The organism is Paenibacillus sp. VMFN-D1, from assembly GCF_003386155.1.
GTDB lineage: Bacteria > Bacillota > Bacilli > Paenibacillales > Paenibacillaceae > Paenibacillus_AQ > Paenibacillus_AQ favisporus.
In genome coordinates, this window is record NZ_QRDU01000002.1 from 1168412 (window position 1) to 1191656 (window position 23245).

21 protein-coding genes are annotated in these 23245 nt (G+C 46.7%); 17 read left to right on the top strand and 4 right to left on the bottom strand.

Translation table 11 applies throughout. The features are described 5' to 3' along the window. Positions 1-325: 325 nt before the first annotated feature. Complete coding sequence (locus tag C7820_RS20820) at positions 326-1405, bottom strand: hypothetical protein (protein ID WP_116232612.1); 1080 nt, start codon at positions 1403-1405, stop codon at positions 326-328. Between the two features lie 1000 nt (positions 1406-2405). On the opposite strand from C7820_RS20820, the gene C7820_RS20825 reads away from it, so the two are divergent. Beyond that, the gene (locus C7820_RS20825) at positions 2406-2630 is read left to right on the top strand and encodes a hypothetical protein (protein WP_116232613.1); all 225 of its coding nucleotides are present in this window, start codon (positions 2406-2408) and stop codon (positions 2628-2630) included. 110 nt (positions 2631-2740) lie between these two features. Further along, a complete protein-coding gene (locus tag C7820_RS20830; RefSeq protein ID WP_258875335.1) occupies positions 2741-3199 on the top strand; it encodes a GerAB/ArcD/ProY family transporter in 459 nt (152 codons plus the stop codon). Between the two features lie 140 nt (positions 3200-3339). Here the strand turns inward: C7820_RS20830 and C7820_RS20835 are convergent, their stop codons facing one another. Beyond that, a complete protein-coding gene (locus C7820_RS20835; RefSeq protein ID WP_116232615.1) occupies positions 3340-3534 on the bottom strand; it encodes a hypothetical protein in 195 nt (64 codons plus the stop codon). Positions 3535-4030: 496 nt separating this feature from the next. Continuing rightward, positions 4031-5824, bottom strand: a complete 1794-nt coding sequence (locus C7820_RS20845; protein ID WP_116232617.1) for a glycoside hydrolase family 36 protein — start codon at positions 5822-5824, stop codon at positions 4031-4033. A 323-nt stretch (positions 5825-6147) separates the two neighbouring features. On the opposite strand from C7820_RS20845, the gene C7820_RS20850 reads away from it, so the two are divergent. From C7820_RS20850 to C7820_RS20890, 8 genes are all read left to right on the top strand, one after another. Beyond that, on the top strand, positions 6148-7203 hold the full coding sequence (locus C7820_RS20850; RefSeq protein ID WP_181909134.1) for a LacI family DNA-binding transcriptional regulator: 1056 nt from the start codon (positions 6148-6150) through the stop codon (positions 7201-7203). 66 nt (positions 7204-7269) lie between these two features. Further along, complete coding sequence (locus C7820_RS20855) at positions 7270-8541, top strand: ABC transporter substrate-binding protein (protein ID WP_116232619.1); 1272 nt, start codon at positions 7270-7272, stop codon at positions 8539-8541. 16 nt (positions 8542-8557) lie between these two features. After that, positions 8558-9613, top strand: a complete 1056-nt coding sequence (locus C7820_RS20860; protein ID WP_258875319.1) for a carbohydrate ABC transporter permease — start codon at positions 8558-8560, stop codon at positions 9611-9613. Beyond that, a complete protein-coding gene (locus tag C7820_RS20865; protein WP_116232620.1) occupies positions 9591-10187 on the top strand; it encodes a carbohydrate ABC transporter permease in 597 nt (198 codons plus the stop codon). Before C7820_RS20860 ends, C7820_RS20865 begins: the two co-directional genes overlap by 23 nt. After that, complete coding sequence (locus tag C7820_RS20870) at positions 10163-10435, top strand: carbohydrate ABC transporter permease (protein WP_181909135.1); 273 nt, start codon at positions 10163-10165, stop codon at positions 10433-10435. Before C7820_RS20865 ends, C7820_RS20870 begins: the two co-directional genes overlap by 25 nt. Before the next feature lie 20 nt (positions 10436-10455). Then, entirely contained in the window at positions 10456-11850 is a 1395-nt protein-coding gene (locus C7820_RS20875; RefSeq protein ID WP_116232622.1) for an MGH1-like glycoside hydrolase domain-containing protein, read from the top strand. A gap of 318 nt (positions 11851-12168) precedes the next feature. After that, complete coding sequence (locus tag C7820_RS20880) at positions 12169-12795, top strand: histidine phosphatase family protein (protein ID WP_258875320.1); 627 nt, start codon at positions 12169-12171, stop codon at positions 12793-12795. Positions 12796-13861: 1066 nt separating this feature from the next. Continuing rightward, positions 13862-15049: an oxalate decarboxylase family bicupin gene (locus C7820_RS20890; protein ID WP_116232625.1), complete on the top strand. Its 1188-nt coding sequence runs from the start codon at positions 13862-13864 to the stop codon at positions 15047-15049. Positions 15050-15259: 210 nt separating this feature from the next. On the opposite strand, the gene C7820_RS20895 is transcribed toward C7820_RS20890, so the two are convergent. Beyond that, positions 15260-15970 (bottom strand): SDR family NAD(P)-dependent oxidoreductase, encoded by a 711-nt coding sequence (locus C7820_RS20895; protein ID WP_116232626.1) that lies wholly within the window; start codon positions 15968-15970, stop codon positions 15260-15262. Between the two features lie 103 nt (positions 15971-16073). On the opposite strand from C7820_RS20895, the gene C7820_RS20900 reads away from it, so the two are divergent. From C7820_RS20900 to C7820_RS20930, 7 genes are all read left to right on the top strand, one after another. Further along, positions 16074-16433 (top strand): MerR family transcriptional regulator, encoded by a 360-nt coding sequence (locus C7820_RS20900; protein WP_116232627.1) that lies wholly within the window; start codon positions 16074-16076, stop codon positions 16431-16433. Between the two features lie 554 nt (positions 16434-16987). After that, positions 16988-18073, top strand: coding sequence for an aldo/keto reductase (locus C7820_RS20905; protein ID WP_116232628.1), 1086 nt, complete (start codon positions 16988-16990; stop codon positions 18071-18073). Between the two features lie 46 nt (positions 18074-18119). Beyond that, positions 18120-18974 carry an oxidoreductase gene (locus tag C7820_RS20910; RefSeq protein ID WP_116232629.1) on the top strand — a complete coding sequence of 285 codons (855 nt, stop codon included), beginning with the start codon at positions 18120-18122 and terminating at the stop codon, positions 18972-18974. Continuing rightward, positions 18971-19558, top strand: a complete 588-nt coding sequence (locus C7820_RS20915) for a TetR/AcrR family transcriptional regulator (protein WP_116232630.1) — start codon at positions 18971-18973, stop codon at positions 19556-19558. The genes C7820_RS20910 and C7820_RS20915 overlap by 4 nt, the downstream gene beginning before the upstream one ends. Before the next feature lie 165 nt (positions 19559-19723). After that, positions 19724-20911 carry an MFS transporter gene (locus C7820_RS20920; RefSeq protein WP_116232631.1) on the top strand — a complete coding sequence of 396 codons (1188 nt, stop codon included), beginning with the start codon at positions 19724-19726 and terminating at the stop codon, positions 20909-20911. A gap of 405 nt (positions 20912-21316) precedes the next feature. Next, on the top strand, positions 21317-21880 hold the full coding sequence (locus C7820_RS20925; protein WP_116232632.1) for an S-layer homology domain-containing protein: 564 nt from the start codon (positions 21317-21319) through the stop codon (positions 21878-21880). Positions 21881-22412: 532 nt separating this feature from the next. Further along, the coding region (locus tag C7820_RS20930) for a carbohydrate-binding protein (RefSeq protein ID WP_147306292.1) at positions 22413-23245 on the top strand (833 nt) is incomplete at its 3' end.

Here is a 23245-nt window from a genome sequence, read left to right on the forward strand (position 1 = left end):
ATCTTTCCCCATTTTATAAGTTGTGTTCCGATTCCCGGTTTTGGAAATACGGTATATATCTTGATGTCGGATAAAAAGCCCGTTTAGTGAAGATAAGGTGTGTTGATCTGATGATAATTGATCAAGAAAAATAAAGAACTATCCGCATAGGAGTCTCCTGAAAATATTCGAGCAGGGCTCAAACTTGCAGACCTTACGTCCTGATCTTACTACTCTGAGCAGCAATGCCTTATTGGTGGTCGTTGGTGGACAAGGTAAGAGTACCGCAGCCGGACTACAAAAAAAGAATCAGATCCTCTTCGAGAAGAAAATCTGATTCTTTGGTTTATTTTATAGTGATTTTTTTTATGGTTGGGGCAGTGGAACTGTTTCCTGTTTCCAAGAAGTACGCCGCTTTGGATTGAGGACTATAACCAACAAAAGTTGGATTCTTCCCAAGTCCAGTCTGCTCTGAAGCTATAGCGTCTGATTTCCCAGTAGGATACAAACTCCACAGCCCGGTGCTTAGATCTTGAACAAATACAGTTTCTCCTACGACCTGCGTATTCCAGCCGCTGGCCTCCTGACCAGGAGTCTGCTTGAAGAGAAGCTGGTGTTCTGTTACTGCTTTTCCTGTACTCATACTATATAAAGCATGAAACGTTTGCTTCTCCGTTGGGTCCGGATGTGCAACATTGGCAGGTGTAACCTCATCGTAAGTGTAGGAATTCCAGATATTCAGTTGCCCTTGCTTATCGATACGAAGCTGCTTATCAATGTTTAGTCCAGGTACCTCAATAGAGGTTTTACTATACATATTTACGATACGGATAAAGTAATCCTCAGCCATCGTTCGCTGTCCGGCGTACTTTATTGCAATGTAGGGGTAAGCTGAAAAATCCCAATCGACAATGTTCACATGTTCATAGGTACTATCCTTTAGCTGAGCGTTGTATTTTACAACAGGATTACCGGAAGTTGTATAGAGTGTAAACTGATCTACTTTTTGAACCATAACACGCTCATTTACACCTTTAGCCGGTGCTACCCACTCGGCCTTGCCCTGATCTGGGACAGTTATTTTATAGTCAGTCTTGCTGATCTCGACTCCATCCTCATTGTAAACATGCTTTTCAATTCGGTTGCGGGAACCTGTTGTCAAAATAACCACTTTCGTTGGGTTATTCATTACGTGCGTATCCAGAATTTTTTGATTTGGGCTCAGCGCCTTCATTAGTTTTCCCTGGCTGATATCCAACAACTGGGCCTTAGCGTTACCCTCAATTACACTTTTATTTGCGCTAATTTGTAGAACTGATGCCCCAGCGGTCAAATTGTTTGATGCCGCAAAGGATATGTTGGGTATTGCTATGGAACTTGCCCCAAACACGAGCGCAGCCGTGATTTTAATAATATTTAATTTCAATGGTTATCCCTCCTCTTGTTATATGACGCTAATGGTTTTAAAAAGTTACATTCACGGAGAAGGCTCTATCCTTAAGATAGGAATAGGGCCTAAACGGGCTTTATTATTTATAAATCCAATATGATTCAACTCGATTAGTCGAAGAAATTACATTTTTCAGGAAATAAATCTTCCCTCCATGTAAGCAAGTCTCATCAGTTATCCTAGTCTTACATAAGACAACTTAATCGAGAGGTGACTATTTTTTATAGTTAGCCCGTTGTCACTGGAACAGGTGCGTCCCCTTGGACCTTTAAGTTTGTTTAGCCTACGGAAATCCTACGGGGATATACAAAACACCGAAGCTACAATTGTTTTATTTCCTCAGGAATATCAAACACTTGATTTAACGACACTTCTTTTTGACCTAACTTTTCTTGGACACCATCCTGGTTAACAAATCCATATTCAGCCTTCCCGAAATCCTACAGCAGAGGTCAAGAAAGCAAAAACGGAAAAAACAAGAAGCCGGTTTACCTCGAAGTTTAAATATAAAATTTGGCTTTTTGGTGAAAATAATGCAGATGAGTGACAACAAACCAAGTATTAGAAAGTGTCATATCAAGATAGGTAGGGTGACCCTGCATGATGAAACGATCTTCAGTCCCTTTCCGTATCAATTGTCTCTTAACTTTACAATGACCTAGTATTAGTCAAATTTAATATAGTAATCGAATACGGAAATAGGAAGGCACCCTAAACGGGTGCCTTTTCTCGCGCATAGACGAGCATCAAGTCCGGATAAGGTTTTCCTTTTTATTTCCCCGATAAAAAATCAATCCTTATATTTGATTTTTCTATTATGAAGCATGGCTTTGTTCGATCGTGCTTTCATCCGTCAGCCGCAATGGAGCCGTCTCTATCCAGAGATGGATTTCAGGGTGGAAGCCAGCGCGAAGCTGCGTCGCATCGGTATGAACAGCATTCCACTGGGAAGACAGCGCAAGGAGCGTACCAAGCCATGATTTGGATGAAGGTGGCGGGAATAACGCTGGTTGTCGTCATCATCGTATGTTTCGAGTGGATTCGATTGGACATCGGTCGTGTTCGGGAACGGGTTGTGCTTGCCTCTATTGCCGGCTTGAGCTGGATATCCGCCCTGATGGCTGTATTAATTCCTGAAATGCCAGGGCCAATTAAATGGATTGAGTGGCTCTACAGACCACTTTCCGGCTTATTAAGTTGATGAGGTGTTGCAGATGATAGAAAAGGGGAAGATTTCACCGGGGCAGTTGGCGTTTTCACTTTATTCCTTGATGGCTTATGACGGGCTGCTGCTGATTCCCAAAATTGCGGGTGAGAACGCGGGGCGCGACTTATGGTTGTCGCCTGTCTGGTCACATCTGGCTGGCATTATTACCATCGCTCAAAGGAGCCACCGTTCCGTTCACATGGTTTGCAGGGTATATTTTGCTAGGGCTGTATTACCCGTTATTGTCCGATAAACGAAAGGTAACATTGTTCGTTATGACGGCCTGGTTTGGTGAAATGATTACATTGGCCGCATCCGGGCTTATATCCGTATTCCTTTTTGGCGAGTATACCAGTACGTTGAACTATCCCTTTATTGAAGTCGTTCGTTATATTGCACTCGGTGAATTCTTTCAGCACATCGATGCTTTGCTACTTGCTGTATGGCTGCCCGGCACGTTTATCGAACTGGCCACATATCATTATGCCGCTGTGGCGGGTCTTGCCGAATGGACTGGGCTCAAGGATTACCGGGCACTTGCCGGTGGCATGGATCCGAGGTAAGCTGGGACTCCGGAAAGCCAAATAGGTAAAGCCAAACCGGTTTTATAAGAATAAAGGATTTGTCTTTTAAATGTGCGAGCGATTCTATTCGGAGGTTTATACTTTAAAATGCGCCATCTGATCAGTGAGAACGAAACGACTTAAATGAACGACGCCGACGAGATCTCCTGCATCGTGGCCAACTGCTGTTCGGATGCCGCGGCTACCTGTGCGGTTTGTCCTGACTTTATCGTGATGTCCGGCACGAATGTGGTTCCTTCGGCAAGTTCCTGAACCTCGGCCGAAATTTCTGCGCACGGACACCCAACCTGTTTCAATTCCTCCATAATGGACATGATTAACTGTACGCTCTCGGTGACGCGGAACAAGCCATTTTAAAACGGGAATGGCAACAACTTTAGAAACGTTGGAAACCTATTTGGGAATGAGCCACGCCAATTTTGACTTCTTCTTCAGGGCTCTTGGCAAGAGAGAGCTGCTCATTGCTTACATTATTTATATCAGGATCTAATTCCCATTGGATTTGTATTGAATCGGACCGGAGTTTTTCGTCTGCAAAATTTTCAACAAAGTGACTCTCTCTCCGAGAATTCTTACGGGGGGTGTTGAGGTTTCCTCCTTAATTAGAAAAAGTAGATTCGATAAGTATTCTGATCTACTTTTTTTGTATTCGTGCTTAAACAGAAATGGTTTTTGATCAATAAAGACCATTTAATTCATTGGCCGGTTTAAAAAGAGACCTCCTTGGAAGTCAACCTTCCAGACTTCCAAAGAGGTCTTTTAATTTGGAGTGAACAAATACTTCCTGTTAGGTATTGTTTCCTATGTCAGTTAGATGTGTGGTGAATTCAGCATAAAATCAACAAATCCAGCAGATGGGACGATCAACTCTTGCAAACCTTCGTTCAGCTCTACGGATTGTGAATGTACTGTTTGCCCGTAGCAATCCTTGATTTTCATCTCATAGTTCCCCTGGAATGAACAGGAGAATCGAAGATACAGCCGATCCCCCGGCGTACCGTTCACGATGATGAGGCGATCGGTTGGGTGATCCAGCTCTACGACGGTCTCGGAGTATATGGCGATGACCGTTTTGTCCCTGTTACTGGCTGTAACTTTAGGATATAGGAGTTCCGGATGAAATGGCTGAAGCTTTCCATACAGCAGTACATCTCGGTGATCGCGAATAAAGCTGATCCAAAACCGGAGCATAGCCAGATGACGATCTCCAACCCGGTCCAGGCGAACTGAAATTTGTGGAACGGCAAACATCACGTGAATCATCTGCATTGCCGCGTTTTCCACTTTATCCCTGGGGTTGAACATGATCATGTCGGAATGGACCACGGTGTCGCCCGAAAGAAGACGCAGATCCAGCGTCCGGACCCGGTTCTGAAGAAAATCGTTCGGGCAATCATTCGCTCGGAACATATTTCCGTATTTGCGCATGAGTGGCCCGATATACGTTTGACGGAATTCGATCAGAATATTGGGCTTGATCGCTTTGAGCCGGTCCATGACGTCGGACAGCAGGCGGTCGACGGCTTCGGGGACCGATACGTAATCCCGTCCGTTTTCTTGAGAGATCACACCAGGAGATTCCGCTGGGAGACGGAAGCTGTCCACGAAATCGAGCTTGAGCCCGTCGATGTTCCAGTTTGTTACTGCTTGCTCATATACGGAGATCAAATACTCCCGAACTTCCGGAAAACGGGGATCCAGAATCCCGGCATTTAGATTGTCGTCGGTGCTCAGAAGCTTGTCTGCAAATTGGCCCCAAACTTTGCTGCGCTTTCCGACGAACGGGACGGAGTACCACAACATGTATTTCATGCCCAGGCTCTGGATGGCGGCAATATGCGCCCCCATATCGGGGAACTTACCCGGGCATACTTCCCAGTCCCCGGTATATGCATATCCGCGACCGTTATCATCGGTTTGCCAGCCGTCGTCCACGATGATCGTATCGCATCCAAGTTCTTTGGCCAACCGGGCCTGTTCTTCCAGCTGATCTGCGGTGATGTCCTGATGATAGGAGTACCAGGTGGAGTAGGCAGGATTCGTCGCATCCACCGGTGGCGGTGAAGGCGTCATACCAGGCTGCCGAGACCACCACTGGACAACCTCCTCCAAAGCCTCGTAATAAGGAACGTCACGTCGATCAATTCGGAGCGTTGCGTTATACTCATCCTTCATCAACGTCGGCTCTTCGAACAGCGTAATCGAGCAGTGGAATGTCGAATCCTCTTCATGAATCCCTGCTTTGATCGTCAAATGATTCAGCGCATCAGTGAATGCAAAGGTTAGCCGGTTTTTTCCTTCCACATTAAACAGGGTGGCAACGGGAGCCAAAGTGGTGCCTCTGGATGCAAATCCCTCGCCCCAATCGATCTGAAAAGCTTTGTTCCTGTCGGTTCCCGGGTGCCACATCGAGTGAATATCTATAGCCGGCACAGACCACTCCAGTCGGCAAACGGGGGGCTTCTTTCCGGCCTCAGCCCGCAGCTTCAAATGAATCAGACATACACTGTCCTCAACGATTTCGATGTGTTGCGATACATCGAAAAAATGTTCCGGATTATGAAACGTTACGAGAGGGGGTGAGATGTTCATCAAATTTTTCATAAACTCCTCCTACGAATTAAAGCTGAATATGGTCCTGATCATTTCAATTACAGTATAAATTTTACGAAACATATAGTAAACAAAAAAGTAGATGAGTAGCATTTCAAAACGTATATATGTACATAACGCTATATATTTACCAATATATGTTTTTAATTAGAGTATTGTCAAGGATGTTGTTCTCTGATATATTGAAAAACAAATAATATCTTAGATATTTGTTTAGTAAACATTGGGCATTTCGTTTGGCAAAAGGTCCATAAGGTACTAAAATAACAGTAAGGGGTGTTTCCCAAAAAAAGAGACGGAAAAGGTGATTGGTGTTGGCAAATATTCGTGATGTTGCAAGATTGGCAGGGGTGTCTCCTTCTACGGTTTCCCGTGTGTTAAATGGGGATCCTTCTTTATCCGTACTGGAAGAAACGAGAAGGAAAATTATTTCCGCAGCGGAACAGCTGCAGTATAATATGGCTTCCAAACGTGCAGTTAACAAGTCCATGCCGTTAAAAGATTACAAAATCGGGCTGGTTACATTTTGCTCCGAACAATTCGAATCGGAAGATCCCTACTATCTTTCCATCCGGATGCAAATCGAGAAGGAATTCAACCAGATGGGGCTTCATATTACTCGGACGATCCGCTGGGTCAACCGTGATTCTTATGAAAGCCTTTCCGGCCTCGACGGCCTGATTGTAATTGGCAAATTTGAATTTGACCCGTACAATTTGTTCTTTAACCGGATCCCAAATATCGTGTTCGTTGATTATTCTCCAGACGAAGACCGGTTTGATTCCGTCGTTGTCGATTTCAATAAAGTGACTACGACGGCGCTGGATCACTTGACAGGTCTTGGTTACACCAAAATCGGGCTAATCAGCTCCCGCGATTTTATCAATCGATTCGGTTCCAGCACTGGCATTGATTTCATTGATCAGCGCCAAAGCAGTTTTGAAGCTTATATGAAAAATAAAAATTTGTACATGCCAGAGCATGTACATATCGGCAGCAATTTTTCCATGTCGGCCGGATATGAGCTGATGAAGGATGCCATTAAGAAAGGGAATTTGCCAGAAGCTTACTTGATTGGGTCCGACCCCATGGCTATCGCAGCAAGCAGAGCGTTAAAGGAAGCGGACGTGAAAGTGCCGACGGATGTGGCACTCATAGGGATTGATGATATCGAGATGGCTGCCTATATGGATCCACCGCTGACTACAGTCAAAATTTATACCGAACAGATGGGTCAAACTGCCGTGAAAATGCTAATGGAAAGAATTGGTGGCAGGGAGGTTCCGCTTAAAGTGGTGCTTCCGTCGAAGTTAATCGTAAGAAGCTCTTGCGGTGCTGGCCGATTTCCCAAGACAGCTGTCCAGGATTAGGGCAGAAAAAAGGGGAGTGAAAGAGCCGCAGTCGCACAAACAATCGTTATTAGGGGGCAATAAACGATGAAAAAATGGCTGTTGTTCGTAGTGTCTTTGTTCGTTGTCATCGGAATGACCGCATGTTCCGGAAACTCCGGAACTGCGGACTCATCGCAAAGCGAGGGCGGCGCCGTGGGTGAAAGCGCCAGCTCGGGAACCAAAGGGAAAATTACATTTGCTTACTGGGGTGCGCAAACGGAAGCCGACGCCATCAAACAAGTGATTGCTGATTTTGAAAAATCCCACCCCGAAATTAAAGTGGAGAGCCAATGGATTCAAAAAGATTATCTCACGAAACTTCAGACCATGATTGCCGGAGGGACGGCTCCTGACGTGATGCTGATTTCAGGAGGGGATTTACCTGGATTTGCAAGCGCTTTCCAAGAGCAACAGGTGGATCCGTCTGCTTTCAGCTCGCCATCTCTGGTAGATTCGATGTCAGTCGACGGGAAGGCTTATGCTGTGCCGTTTATCATCAAACCAAAAGTTATGGCAATCAATCTCGATCTTTTCAAGAAAAACAATATTCCCCTCCCCAGCCCATCCAATCCCATGACGATGGATCAATTCGACGAAATGGCCAAAAAGCTCACTACGGGTGAGGGAAGTTCCAAAGTTTTCGGCTCAGAACCATTATATCTGCCGAATCTAATTTATTCTTTCGGAGGTTCGTTTTACTCGGACGATAACACTCAATCGCTACTTGGATCCCCCGAAGCGATTAAAGCCGGCGAATATATCGTTGCCGCCAAGCAGGAAGGAATCGTTCCGAGCGACAACGAGAAACAGGGACAGAACATGATGAACTGGTTTCTTAGCGGGCGCATCGCCATGTACACCGATTTTGGCCCCTGGTATATTCCGCAGCTCGCAGATGTTAAAGGCTTTGACTGGGATATGGTTCCTTTTCCAGGCGGTGGCGGCTCCAAAGAAATCAACGGACTGGCGATTAGCAAAGACAGCAAGAACGCCGAGGCAGCTAAGATCTTCGTTCATCATCTGACCCAGGATGATGGAGCGCAAAAAATTATAGGGGGCAACAAAAGCGCGTATGGTGTACCAGTCTTGGCAAGCGCAACCGGAGCATTCGAGCAAATTTACCCCGGCAAAAACCTGAAAGCTTTTGTGTTGGCATCCGAGAAACAACACCCGCAGGAAGCGCAAAAACGAACGAACGAAATCAATAATGAAATGAAAGCGATCGATGACCAAACTCCCATCGGAATCGGCAGCAAGGACGTGAAGGAAGTGTTCCCTCAGGTTGCGGAGAAGATAAATAACATTTTGAAACAATAATAACGGGAGAACGCCTATGAACGGATTGATTCAACTCATCTATAACTTTTTTCAAGGGATGGGGATACCGGCAGATTTGCTGCCGCTCCTCCCATTCCTGACCGTCATGATCGCAGTGTATGCTCTCCTTTTTCTGTTCACACGGTTTCTGGTACGCAAAAAAGTGATTCATACAAAAACAGCCAGTTTTTACATGTTCGTATCGGTATGGGTCATTGGTTTCCTGCTCTTTACGCTGGGACCGATGGTCTTCTCCTTCTACATTAGCTTCACCCAGTGGGAGGTGGTCAGCGACCCGGTTTGGGTAGGCGCCAACAATTACCGGATGCTGTTTAAGGATACAATGTTTTATAAATCGCTTGCTGTGACGTTCTACTACACATTGGTCAGCGTCCCGCTTCAGGTGGTGCTGTCGTTTGGGATTGCCTTGTTGATGAACTTGAAGCTACGCGGCATTTACGTATTCCGTACCATTTATTATTTGCCCACGCTTGTTCAGGGAGTTGCCCAAATGGTACTGTTCATCTGGATCTTCAACCCGAACGTTGGTCTGATCAACTCGGTGCTGCGTTTTGCGGGCATTCATGGTCCGGCCTGGCTGTCTGATCCGCAGTGGTCGATGCCGGCTATCATTCTCATGAGCCTGTGGACAGTCGGAGGGAATATGATCATTTACCTTGCAGGATTGTCGGATATCCCGCAATCGCTCTATGAGCAAGCCGAAATCGACGGCGCGACGGTTCTCCGCAGGCTATGGCACGTGACTCTTCCGCAAATTTCGCCCATTCTGTTCTTTAATACCGTCACGAGTATGATCGGGGCATTCCAGACCTTCACGCAAGGCTTCCTTGTTAACGGAGGACCAGATAATTCGCTGCTCTTCTATGCGTATTATTTGTATCAAAATGCGTTCATGTGGTTCAAGATGGGCTACGGTTCTGCACTGGCTTGGGTGCTGTTTGTGATCATTTTGCTGTTCACCTTACTGGTATTCCGAAGCAGCGCGTTATGGGTGTATTACGAAAATGAAGTGGGAGGGAGGAAGCGCCGTGTCCGTAACAAAAAAGCGTAACTCTATCGGAATCCGGTTGCTAGCTTATCTCGTGCTGCTGGCGGGTGCAGTGTCGTTCCTGTATCCATTTGTATGGATGATTTCCGCTTCGCTACGCAACCTGGAGGAAATCGCGATTTCCGGCATGAACATTTGGCCTCAACACTGGCGCTGGGAAAATTATACGAAAGCGTTGACGGCGTTTCCCTTTGGCCGCTATTTGGTCAACACGCTGCTCACTACCATCATTCCAATTATTGGTACTGTATTATCCTGTTCCCTGGTTGGTTATGCTTTTGCCCGTTTAAGGGTTAAAGGAAGCGGTCTTATGTTTCTGCTTGTTTTGTCTACCATGCTGCTGCCGGGTGAAGTGACGATGATTCCGCAATTCATTTTGTTTAAAAAGCTCGGCATGCTGGATACTTTGTATCCGCTGATCGTGCCGGCTTTCTTCGGCTCGCCGTTCTACATTTTTTTGTTTCGCCAGTTTTATTCTCGGTTACCGGTCGGGTTGGAAGAAGCAGCGGTCATTGACGGCTGTGGTTACTTCAAAATTTGGCGAACGATCTTTTGCCGTTGTCCAAGCCGGCTCTGACCGGGGTGGGCGTCATGATGTTTATGGGGGCTTGGAACAATTTCATGGGCCCGTTGATCTATATTAACAGCGACCGGTGGAAGACACTTACGCTGGGATTGGCCGGTTTTCAGGGGACGTACTCAACGGATACGAATTTGTTGATGGCCGCAGCCATCGTGATTACGCTGCCTTGCATTATTTTATTCTTCAGCGCACAGAAGGCGTTCATGGAAGGGCTGACGTTCTCCGGGTCAAAAGAAAGTTAGGAAGAAGGAGTGAAGCAGGAATGAATGATTTGCATAATATCCGCGCCAAAGCAGGGGCGGTAACGTTCAGGTCTGACGATGATGCATTGAATGAGGGATTTGCTTGGGCAAAGCGGCAGGCATTGTCTTATGCTCATTTTGGGGAGGATGCTGTGGGGCTGTGGTATGAGGCAGCTCTGCCTGCAAGGGAAGCGTTCTGCATGCGGGACGTGATGCATCACAGTGCCGGTGCTGCTGTTCTGGGGCTCAGTCCTCATACGAAAAACATGATCAGACGTTTCGCGGAGAATATTGCAGAATCGCGGGACTGGTGCACCTTTTGGGAAATAACGAAGGATAATCTTCCGGCTGCGGTGGATTATGATAACGATCAGGATTTTTGGTATAACCTTCCCGCCAACTTCGACCTAATCGAAACAGCTTGGAGGCAGTTTTTGTGGACGGGTGACCGGGATTATATCGAAGATGCAGTACTGCGCCGTTTTTATGACCTAACCCTAACGGAGTACGTAGACAAGTGGGACCGGGATAAGGACGGCATTTTAGAGTATTATCCCGAATACGGGCGGCGGGGATTGGCGAGCTATAATGAAGCTGGTCAACATCCTTTGGCCGGGGGCGATATGGTCGGCGTACAGATTGCCGCTTACCGGGCCGCTGCCCGAATGGCAGAGTTGACAGGGAATCCTCATGCGTCCTCTACTTACGCGGCGAAAGCCCACACGCTTGAGCAGGTGTATGGAAGCTCGTGGTGGAACGAGAATCGGCAGCGCTTTTATGGCATGATGTTACAAGACCGTTCCTTCGCAGATCCGTACTGCGCAGAAGGCAATTTTCTCCCGCTGTACTACGGGGCAGTCACCCGTTCCGATCAGCTTCAAAAAGCGCTGAAGGATTTGGAAGCCAATGGAGCCCCGAATGTGGAGGGCAAGACTTATCTTCCGGATATATATTACCGGTATGGCCTTCCGCAGCAAGCCTTCGGCGAACTGAAGGAATTGGTGAACCCCGCGCTCGAGCGCAGGGAATACCCGGAAGTTTCCTTCTGTGTGGTAGGTGCCATTGCTACGGGAATGATGGGCATCGCAGCTGACGGAACTCGCACAATTTGCACTCTGCCTCAGCTGGGTGACTCGCTCACATGGGCTGAGATTGAAGATCTTCCTGTCCTTGGACGGACAATTCAAGTTCGGCATGAGAGGGCAGGCGAAACAAGCCTCACGCTTCAAGAAGGGCAACCCTTTTCCTGGAAAGCGATGTTTCAAGGAAATGCAGGCTCTTTTTATCATAACGGTGAACGAATAGCTCCGAGGACGGAAATCACAGCGGACGGCCGGGAAATTGCTTTTGTTACTATTACGGTGGAACAGGGAGAGACCCACCGAATATTCTGCAAAGATGCGAAGGGGCAGTAGGTTGAGTAGTGCACCCTTTATTTAATCGAGGATAGCGGTATAAATCCAGGTTGGACTAGTGAAATCTCTGTAAGGTGATGTAACGTTGCAGCTGCTTTATTCCAAATCCAGCAGGTGCATGCTGCCAGTCTACATCCAGATACCGTTAGAAGTAGTAAGCAAATAATGCCCCAAAAAGTAGCCCGCTCCATTAGGAACGGGCCTGTTTAAGCACCTGAGAACCCCTATGTATAGTGAATGGGTCATCAAAGACTTATATGTTTATTCATGATTTTCAGATTTATACCTTCTAGCAATTTGAGAGGAGGACATGTTACGTTGATTTATCTGGTCAGACACGGGCAGACGGAATGGAATCTGGAAAACAGGATGCAAGGGCACCAGGACTCGCCGCTGTCTGCAGAAGGGAGACTGCAAGCGGAGAAACTTCATGAGCGTTTAAAAACGGTTGATTTTGCCAAGGTGTATTCTAGCACGAGTCCAACGGCGATTATAACCGCCGAGATCATTTCCGCGAAAAGCCCCGAAAACATCGTATTACTGGATGGATTAAGAGAAATAAATATGGGATTGTGGGAAGGACGGCAGGTTAACGACATAGTAACCGAATACGCCCAGGAATTTTATAACTTTTTTAGCCTGCCCCATTTATACACGCCGACCGCTGGAGGAGAAACATATGCCAAACTGCGGGAACGGGCCGTATCAGCTTTTGAAGACATATTGTCCGAAGGTGTCCATTACGATGCTCAAGGCAGCCATGTCTTGGTCGTAGCTCACCGTATGACGTTAAGGACGCTGATGAACCACTATGTTGGAAACGATCTTGAAGAAATGGGAGCTGCACCGGATATTCCGCCCGCCAGCTTAAGTATAATTGCTTTTAGGGATGGTCGGGCGAAGGTTGAGCTATTTGGCGATATTTCGCATTACTTCGATTCATAGTTCGAAAAGAAAGAGGTTTTGCTGGCGATCCATAAAGGATTGCGCAAAGGGATCCCATTTTTCTTAGTAAGGATGTCACTTGCGTTTACGATCCCTGACCAGGAACAAGATCTGGCGACACATCCGCCGCAATGGAAGATTTGCAGCAGTGTTTCGTCCTCTTCATTGAACCCGTTGCTAAGTAGACGAGCTGTGTCGTAAAGGGGCCAAAAACTCTTTCCTGATTGAGTTTATATTCAGCTCTTGGAAAGAGTTTTTGGCATATTCTTTAGCCAAACAGCTACTTCTTAATCCCAAGCTACGCGGCAAAGAGCTCAAAACGTCCTTACAGGACCCGTGTCCATGCAGCTGCCAAAGAGCAATTAGTAACGGCGTGAATTTCTCAATGACGGTAGAACATTGGTGATCGATATTGGTGCTTGGAGAAACCTGGAGCTTTCGATGATTGTTATGTCCAATGCTATTCAGATCGACTGTTGATCGGTAAAAAGACGGTCAAGGAGTGGTTATAAATGAATCAAAACCGGATAAATGTGATCGATCGAGAAACGAGACTTCTAATTGACTACGCCGGAACATGAATTTATCGTACAGTGCCAAACGCTCCGATTAAGTTAACGAATCAATTCTTGGCAGTGGCAGGTGATCAAGAATGAAGGTCTATTGTAATGGTAGAAGCATGAACGAATTATATATCATTGTAAATTCTGAAGAGCAAAAAGCCTACAAAGTTTTTGGAAATGTTCCGGTCGTTCTGCTGGATTACCTGGAGGCTCTGCGGATCATTAGAACGGGGGAATTTGAGGAGATGTGCCCGGGAGGGTTAATAACCATATCGCTTATTGAGGCAGTTATGAAGCATTTCAAAAGCTAAAGCCATCCCCATTAGCCGATGCAAAAAGCCGAGGGAACTTAGAAGGGATCGTATCCTAACAGGCGCCTTTGTAGATGGGCCATTATTACTATTAATTTGGACATGTTCCCAAATCCCGGTCCTGTTCATAGCTTAAAGTGGGCACATACCCATTACCAAGTACGAACAGTAGATCGAGGTGTGTAAAACATAATGAAAAGAGATTTGAAAGACAAAATTCAGAATGGAAAAATACCACAACCGATAAGAAGTGATGGTGCTGGTTGGTGGGATTTAGGACCACGGGACATCATGAGAGACCTTGAGAACCCTGACATGCTGGTTCCTCCTGTCACCGATGCCGGATCGATTCCTAACTTAAAATTCTCTTTCTCCGATACTAATATGCAATTAAATCACGGTGGCTGGTCACGGGAAGTGACGGCTAGACAACTTCCGATTGCTACCACGCTTGCTGGGGTGAATATGGCTCTAACTCCAGGTGGTGTCCGGGAGATGCATTGGCATCAGCAAGCGGAATGGGCAATTGTGCTAGTGGGGAAAACGCGCGTTACATCCGTAGATCAAAACGGGAGGAACTTCATTGCTGACATTGGTGTGGGCGATCTTTGGTATTTTCCTCCCGGAATTCCGCATTCTCTTCAAGGCCTCGAGGAAGGCACAGAGTTTTTGCTCGTTTTCCCTGACGGTAACTTCTCAGACCTAAATACATTATCTATCACTGATTGGTTCGCACATACGCCAAAGGAAGTGCTCTCAGCGAATTTTGGTGTTCCACAAAGCGCTTTTGAAAATATCCCGACCAATCAGGTATACATTTTTCAATCGGATGTTCCCGGTCCTATAGAAAGTCACCAGATAGCCGACCCACAAGGTACGGTTCCACTATCCTTTAAACATCGATTACTTGCACAAGAGCCGATTGTAACTCCAGGCGGGAGTACCGTTCGGATCGTGGATTCAACCAACTTTCCTATATCGACGCAAGTTGCCGCATCGTTACTGGAAATCAAACCTGGCGCCATGAGGGAAATGCACTGGCATCCGAATAAGGATGAATGGCAGTATTATATCTCAGGAACAGCACGGATGACGGTTTTCGCAGCCAATGGTACAGCTCGTACTTTCGATTATCGGGCTGGGGATGTGGGGTATGTGCCGCGTGCCTTCGGGCATTACATTCAAAACACAGGCACCGAAACCGTGTGGGCTTTGGAAATATTCAATAGTGACCGGTTTGAAGATGTCTCACTGAATCAGTGGATGGCACTCACACCCCATCAAATAATACAAAATAACTTACATGTAGGACCAGAATTAATGAATGCATTGAAAAAGGTAAAACAATTTATAGTTAGCAACCCGGTATTTGATAAATAATCATCTTTGTAAGGTGTCTTTATCATTGGGTAACTTAATTGCACTAATTAGCGCCCATGACACCAGGCTGCCGAGATCATCGGCAGCCTGGTCAGCTAACGGATAGATTTACAGCTAATATGAACAATGCAAACATTCATCCTGCTACATGATAGTAAATGACAATGGAAGTTGTTCAAGTACTGGACAAACGCAAGGCTTAGAAGTTGATTACCAAGCGTAAATGCCTTTCTCATCCAGAAACTCGCCGTTGTGACGTTTGCCATCTATGGCATAACCCACGATAATGGCAGCAGCGGCTTCCTTGGATTTACCGCCTGCGGCATTGCCGTTGAGATCGGTGGTTGTGAACCCTGGCGTTACCGCAAATACTTGAGCGCCGCTGTTTCTAACTTCATAAGCCATCGATAATGTCATGGCATTGTTTGCCGTTTTGGAGGAATTATAATCAAAAGCGTTTAGAGTGGATTCCGCATTTTGCATATGATCCAGGGAGGCCATGTCAGTTGAGACGTTGATGATGGTTCCTTCGTTGTTCTTGATCAACGGGAACAGACGCTGGTTTAAACGGAAGGTACCGAAAAAGTTAACTTCAAAGGCGTTTCGCAAATTCTCCTCTTTAGTATCCATAAACGAGCGGGAGAATGCACCAGGCATGCCAGCGTTGTTAATCAGCAGTCTCAAGTCAGGATAGTTTTGTTTGATCGTATAGGCAGCTTGTTCAATAGACTCTAAGGATTCCATATCTACTTGTACAAATTCTACGTCGAGCCCTTTGGAAGTCAACCCGGATACGGCTGCTTCGCCGCGTTCGGTGCTGCGGGCACCTAGAATGACTTTCCAGCCGGCTTCACTCAGCTGCTTAACGATTTCAAATCCGATTCCTTTATTTGCTCCGGTTACAAAAGCGGTTTTTTTCATTCAAATCCCTCTTTCTGTATAATGGTTGTGCTACCTGATCTATAAGTTACTATGCTACACTTAGTGTAGGTCAACAGAAACTTTTTAATAAGTGAGGGGTTATATGCTTACAATCGGAGAAGTAGCGAAATCAGTCGGAATCAACATCGGTGCGATCCGTTTTTACGAGAGAAAAGGATTGCTGGAACCGGCTGCGCGCAGCGAGCAGAATAACCGTTTATATACGGAGAACGAGTTGAATTGGCTGGTGTTTATCAAATGTCTGCGTGAAACCGGAATGAGTGTGGAAGATATCAAAATGTATTACGACAAGGTCAAAGAGGGTACCTCGACCCTTCCAGAACGAATTCAGCTGATTCAAGACCAGAAGCAAAAGCTGCTGGATGACATTGAAGCGAAAAGCGCCCAGCTCGTCCATTTAGAGCGAAAGCTTGAACGGTATTATCGTGGGGAAAATTATTAGAAGTCTGGAGTAAGGTTTGTATAGGTGAGATACCTAGAACATAAACGCTTGTAGCCGCGTAGCTGCGGCTTTTTTTGTTTTAACGACTTATATGCCATACAGAAGTATCTTTCAAAAACTCGCGAGTGTTCACGGAACTAATGTCCAGAGGTATCCAGTTAAACCTGTATAAAATATTGATCTTCTCATCCGGAAAGGCCAGCGGTTGAAGGTTAAAAGTACAAAAATATACGGAAATATCTTCGGACAGGACGATTTGTTGCTTTACGAGAAGGCGCTATGAAGCAGAATGAGGATCCGTCTGTCGCGAAGCCAGCAATGGGACACGCCTTCGGAGTACAGTTCGAAGAGAAGAGCAACCTAACGGAGATAGCTTCCTTACTAAGCTCAGTAATAAATATCCTAATATTTTCCAGATGAAATGATCAGGATGACCAGCGTAGTTTCGGAATGGAGATCAGTGTATGCTATTTACAAAACGATACGTTCAGTTTATTATATGTAAAGCCGGCAGAAGAAATGGGATTTTTGATCCATAGAGGAGGTTATTTATCATGACAGAGAAAATGGCTTTAGATACTTATAAACTACTCGGCCGTTCCGGCCTGCGTGTCTCCCCACTATCACTAGGAACCATGACTTTTGGGGAGGACTGGGGCTGGGGAGCCGATGCTTCGGAGTCGAGAAGAATCTTTGATATGTATGCAGACCAAGGCGGAAATTTCATCGACACATCCGTTAATTACACGAATGGCTCATCTGAGAAATTAATTGGTGAATTTATCAAGAATCGACGAGAACGATTTGTAATAGGAACCAAGTTTTCCATGATGAGAGAAGCCGGGAATCCAAATTCGGGAGGCAATCACCGTCTGAATATCATACGTTCCTTAGAACAGAGCCTTAGACAGCTAGGTACCGATTACATTGATCTTTTGTACTTACACGCTTGGGATGATACGACTTCCGCTGAAGAAATCATTCGCGTACTTGACGACCTCGTTCGTTCCGGTAAGGTTATGTATTTGGGCATCTCCAATACTGCAGCGTGGAGAATTGCTCAAATGCAGACGATTGCAGATCTGCGTGGATGGTCTCCGCTAGTGGCTCTTCAAATTGAACACAGTTTGGCTGAAAGAACGGGAGAACGTGAATTGTTCCTGATGGCAAAGGAACTGGGGCTTGGAATTGTTCCTTATTCCCCACTAGCTGGGGGTATTCTCTCTGGTAAATATAGAAGCGAGAACTTTCAAGAACATACGGCCAGTGCGGAAGTGAGCGGGACTCGCACAGATTTGAACGCTTCTCTCGGAAATTTTACCCCGCATAATTTGAAAATTGTCAATACTGTTCGTGAAATTGCCGCCGAAATTGGATGTACTTCTGCTCAAGTTGCACTTCGCTGGTCTTTGACAAAACCTGGGGTTACCTCACCTATTGTTGGGGCAAGAACATTGCAACAACTGGAGCAAAATTTAGGTGCTCTCGAGGTGTCGCTTAACGATGATCAGTTGAAGCGCCTGAATGATGTCAGCAATTTTGAAGCTGGATATCCACATGATTTCATTGAATCGCCAATGATTAAAGGTTTGGTTTTTGGAGAAATTGATCACTCCAATTTGTCACGAAAGTCAAAATAAGAACAAGAATAAGTTCATTTAAGATGATAAAGAAGGAGAGATAGGCATGTGTAAAAAAAGTAGGGTTTGGTTCGTAACCGGCTCTTCTCAAGGATTGGGGCGGGCTATTGTGGAAACCGCCCTGAAGAATGGGGACCGAGTGGTAGCCGCTTCCCGGAAGGTAAATGCATTTCAAGATCTTGTCCATACTTGGAATGAACAGATCCTGCCGGTTGTTCTAGACGTAACGAATAAAAAGCAGATTCAAGATGCTGTCGTAAAAACAATGGACGTTTTTGGGCAAATTGACGTCCTGGTTAACAATGCCGGTTATGGACTCTTAGGTGCAGTGGAAGAAGTTAGTGAGCAGGAAGAGCAACAGTTGTTTCAGGTTAACGTCTTTGGATTGCTTGCAGTGACTCGTTCCATTCTTCCAATTATGCGAAAACAACGCTCCGGGCACATTATAAACATGTCGTCTATTGCGGGAATAGCAGCGGGAACGGGCTCTGGTCTGTACGCTGCATCCAAATTTGCCGTAGAGGGCCTATCGGAAGCTTTATCCTCCGAAGCCGCTGCGTTAGGCATTAAGGTAACGATCGTTGAACCAGGTCAATTCCGTACTAACTTCCTTGGTGATTCCCTCCGCGTTGCAGAACAACATCTGGAAGATTACCGATCGACAGCTGGTGCGATGAAGGAAACATTACTGAATCAAAACGGTCTGCAGCAAGGAGATCCTGCAAAAGCCGCTGAAGCAATCCTTCGTGCTGTGGAAATGGAGCATTCTACCCTGCGTCTGCCATTGGGTCCGGACTGTCTTATGCGCTTGCGCAAGAAACTAGACTCTGTTGAAGAAGATATACAAACTTGGGAGAACATCACGCTTAATACTGGATATAAGGAAGGTACTGTGCATTGAGTGAGGAGAAGAAAAAGAGGGGAAGACCCCGAAGTGAGAAAGCCAAACATGCCATATTAAGTTGCGCCACAGAACTGCTGCTAGAATCCGGTTTGAGAGATATGACTGTGGATGAGATTTCCAACCGTACAGGCATAAGCAAGGCTACCATTTATAAATGGTGGTCGAATAAGACCGCGGTAGCAATTGATGCCTTCTTAGACATGATGGAGGCGGAAGTCATTATTCCGAATACAGGAAGTATTCTGGAGGACTTTACGCTACAACTTAAATCAGTCACACGGTTTTACTTAAGTCCTAGGGGCAAGGTGTTCTCCCAACTAATCGCTGAAGGTCAGTTTGACCCTCAGATTGCCGAAACATTCCGGGACCTCTTTCTGAAAAAACGCCGTAAAGAGGCTTACCGAATGTGGGAGCGGGCTGTCCAACGAGGAGAAGTACGTCCAGAAATCAATAAGGATATAGCAGTAGATTTGCTATATGGACCAATGATTTACCGTCTGTTGACTGGTCATGCCCCACTAGACGACGAGGCTGCTGAGGAAATTGTTGAAGTCCTGTTATCAGGGATTAAGAAAAAGTAAGCAGTCACGATGCCAATTGTAATATATCCATAAGATAGGGAGATCACTGCTGATTTAGATACAAAAGATAGCGTGTTTTCTCAAATAGAGGCTCTGGCTTCGTAAAATAGATCGTTAACGTTAAGTTAGAATTTCCGAATTTAACCGTTAGAAAGAAGGTTCACCATGTCTACTACGTCCAACCGTCAGATGACCCCTATGATGGCTGTAATTTTCGCAATTGCAGCTGCATTGGCGGTCGGAAATCTATACTTGTCCCAACCTTTGTTTGGGATCATTGCCACATCCCTCGGTGTCTCGTCATCAAGTGCATCAATCCTTGTAACTGTTACCCAGTTAGGATACACCCTCGGTATCTTCCTTCTCGTGCCACTGGGTGACGTTCTAAACCGACAGTGGCTCATTCCGCTAATTTTGATATTATCGGGTGTCATGCTTATCGGCGCTGCTATTGCTCCAACTTTCTCAGTGCTCCTGGCGGCGCTCGGAGGGATGGGACTGACTACCGTCGCAGCGCAGTTATTGACTCCCCTGGCGAGCGAGCTTGCTGAGCCTCAGCGACGTGGAAAAGTGGTCGGTACGATTGCTTCAGGGGCATTAATCGGTATTCTGCTCTCGCGTACGGTCAGCGGCTTCGTGGCTGATTTCTTCGGATGGAGAGTAGTGTACGGGATCGCTGCAGCAGCTGCAATTATGGTTGCTGTCATCTTGCGAATCATTATCCCACGCCTTGAACCGCGTGAACCCATTCCTTATATGCATCTACTAGGTTCTGTGTTCACTACCGTAGCCCGTCATCGTGCAGCACTTCCTACCCTAGTCATCTCTGCTTCGGGCTTCGCCGTATTCTCATTATTCTGGACGTCACTCACCTACCTGCTAACCGCACCGCCTTTCTCTTATTCGGCACGTCAGATCGGACTCTTAGGTATTGCAGGCTTGGCAGGGGCAGTTGCTGCTCGGCGCGCAGGTGATTTGCATGATCGTGGCTGGTCTGTGCCTGCGACAGGGGGCGCCCTGGCACTTCTCAGCCTGTCATTAGTGGGAGCCTTAACGACGAGTCACTCAATCATCGCGATCATCGTTGTCGTCATCGTGTTAGACTTAGCAACACAAGGCATCCTTGTTCTTAGCCAAACACGACTTTTCGCTTTGCCTGGTAGCGGACGTAGTCGGCTGAATACGGCCATCATTGTGAGTAATTTTCTCGGAGGTTCAGTCGGATCAGCTATCTCAGGTCCGATTTGGGCATTTGGCGGCTGGAAGGCGATTATCATTATTGCCTTGGTGGTTAACCTTGCGGGTCTTATCATTTGGGTACTTGCACGTCAGCGTTTGTCGGATACAGCCTGATTTGTAGAAGTGCTAATTCAGCAAAATAGTTTAATTCGGTAATTGTGGTGAGACATCTGAACAAGTAAAAGATCCGTTAAATTCAGAATGGAGGTTGGAAAGCCCATCGAAAAAAAGGAAGGGCACTCCTTAGAATGGACATTGGTAATATCCTTGTGATTTAGCCAATAAAAACTAAGGGGTGCTTTTTATGGCGACAAAGAGGGTAGAAGTGACATTATCCCGAATCACTCAATATGAATGCGATTCGAGTGCACTGTGGAAGAAAAGAAACATGGGCTGGCGATTAATCCTCAGCCCATGTTTTTGTATATTGAACATTTTCTTTGGTAAAGTGTTGCAGTCCTGGCGTTATCCCTGGCGATCGGTGGGTCCGTATTCGCGGCAGCAGAGGGCTCTACGGATTTGGCGGGAGTCGCCGGTGCAGATAAAATCGCTGCGCTCCAGCAGCAAAAGCTGCTGAAGGGCGAAAGTGAATTGGCCTTCCGGCCGCAGGCAAATCTGACGAACGCGGAAGGCGTTCAGCTATTGGCAAACTTGCTAGCTAACGTACCGGTCACGAAGGCAGCCGAGGGAAGCGAAACCGCAGCCCTGACAAACGTGAAGGCAGGCGCTTGGTTTGCTCCAGCTTTTCTTACAGTTACCAACCACGGAATCGCCCTGCCGGCTGACATTGAGCCTAGTCAAGGCATGACTCGTGAAGCTTTCACGCAATATTTGATCGAGACGGTGGAAAAGAAGGGCAACCTGCCGATGATCAATTTGATACCTAAGGACATAGCAGATGAAAGCAAAATGACCCCTGGGTATCAAGGGGCAATTCAACGGGCGCTCGCCTGGGGGATTGCTGACCTGGACAGCAGCGGCAACTTTCGTCCCCAAGATCAAGTGACCCGGTCTGAAGCGGCAGTGATGGTGTACAACGCACTTGAGTTTTTGAAAACGCAGGATCACCCTAAGGCGGAATAACAGCGTTGAAACTATCCGTATGATCAAACTGAAACGAGATCCGTCACAGCCGCAAGGCATGCCGAATATAGACAAAAGAAGCCTCCCTCAAAATGGGTGGCTTTTTTTTGGGGGAGGACGTTTTTTTAGAAAAACAGGAGCTAAACGAGAATGGATATTTATCTAGCTTCGAGAAGTCAGGTGATGCCGCTGTTCATTGTCCATAACGCGATTCATTTACAGGGAGCTGGTCGAGGGCTCATACAGAAGTAACTCTCCCATATTTTAAAAGAGCAGCTTTTTCTTTTCATATTGCCTGAATAGTTTAAAATTACCTCATAGAAGGTGGTCGGGGCCTAATCGTATGCTAGGGGAGTGGAGAGGAAAGAGAGACGGATCCACGGAAAGGAGGGACGCAAAACTCAAGTGTTCCGGCAGCGCAGCTCCGGGGTTTAAGACAGAATGATTCAGGCTGCCGAAAGGTCGGCATCAGGTTGAGCCCGCGCAAGGGGCGCGTATACAGCAGCTCAAACGAATCAAGGAGGGAAATGAAATGTACATTCCGCCAGTCCGAAAATATGTCTTCAAAAGCTTGTCTGCCATCATGCTGGTTGTCATGGTGCTGTCATTATTCCCCCGGGCGGTCTTGGCCGCATCAGCCTTCAGCCAAACGCCCGCTTCCAGCTTCAGCTCGCAATTCGGCATTCAATTGGAAAACTCCACCGAAGGCGGACAGAATGTGGCGTTTATCGATAACGGCGATTACATCGCATTTTCGAACGTGGACTTCGGAAGCGGCGCTTCCTCCATCGATGTGAGGGTGGCCAGCAATAATAACGGGGGGCAGATTGAGGTACGGCTGGACAATCCGAACGGAACGCTGATCGGCACGGTGACGGTTCCGGGTACGGGAGGATGGCAGTCCTGGGTGACCCGCTCGGCACCGGTCAGCTCCGTTACCGGGGTGCATACACTGTTTTTAAAATTTACCGGTGGGACAGGCAATCTGTTTAATGTACTGTGGTTTAAGTTTAACAGCGGTTCATCTGGTGACGGAGACGTCGTGGGCCACCTCTTTGCCGGCTACCAAGGCTGGTTCAATGCGGCGGGGGACGGGTCGCCGAACGGCGGCTGGGTGCATTGGTCCAAAAACAGCAGCGCCCCGTCTGCGGGCGGAAACGTGAATTTCGAGCTGTATCCGGATACTCGCGAGTATTCGAAGCTGTATCAGACCGATCTGGCCAATCTGGGCAACGGCAGCCCGGCCAAGCTGTTCTCTTCGTACGATCAAGACACGGTAAACAAGCATTTCGAATGGATGAAGACGTACAACATTGACGGTGCAGCGCTCCAGCGGTTCGGGGCCGACGAGAGCGATACTCCAAA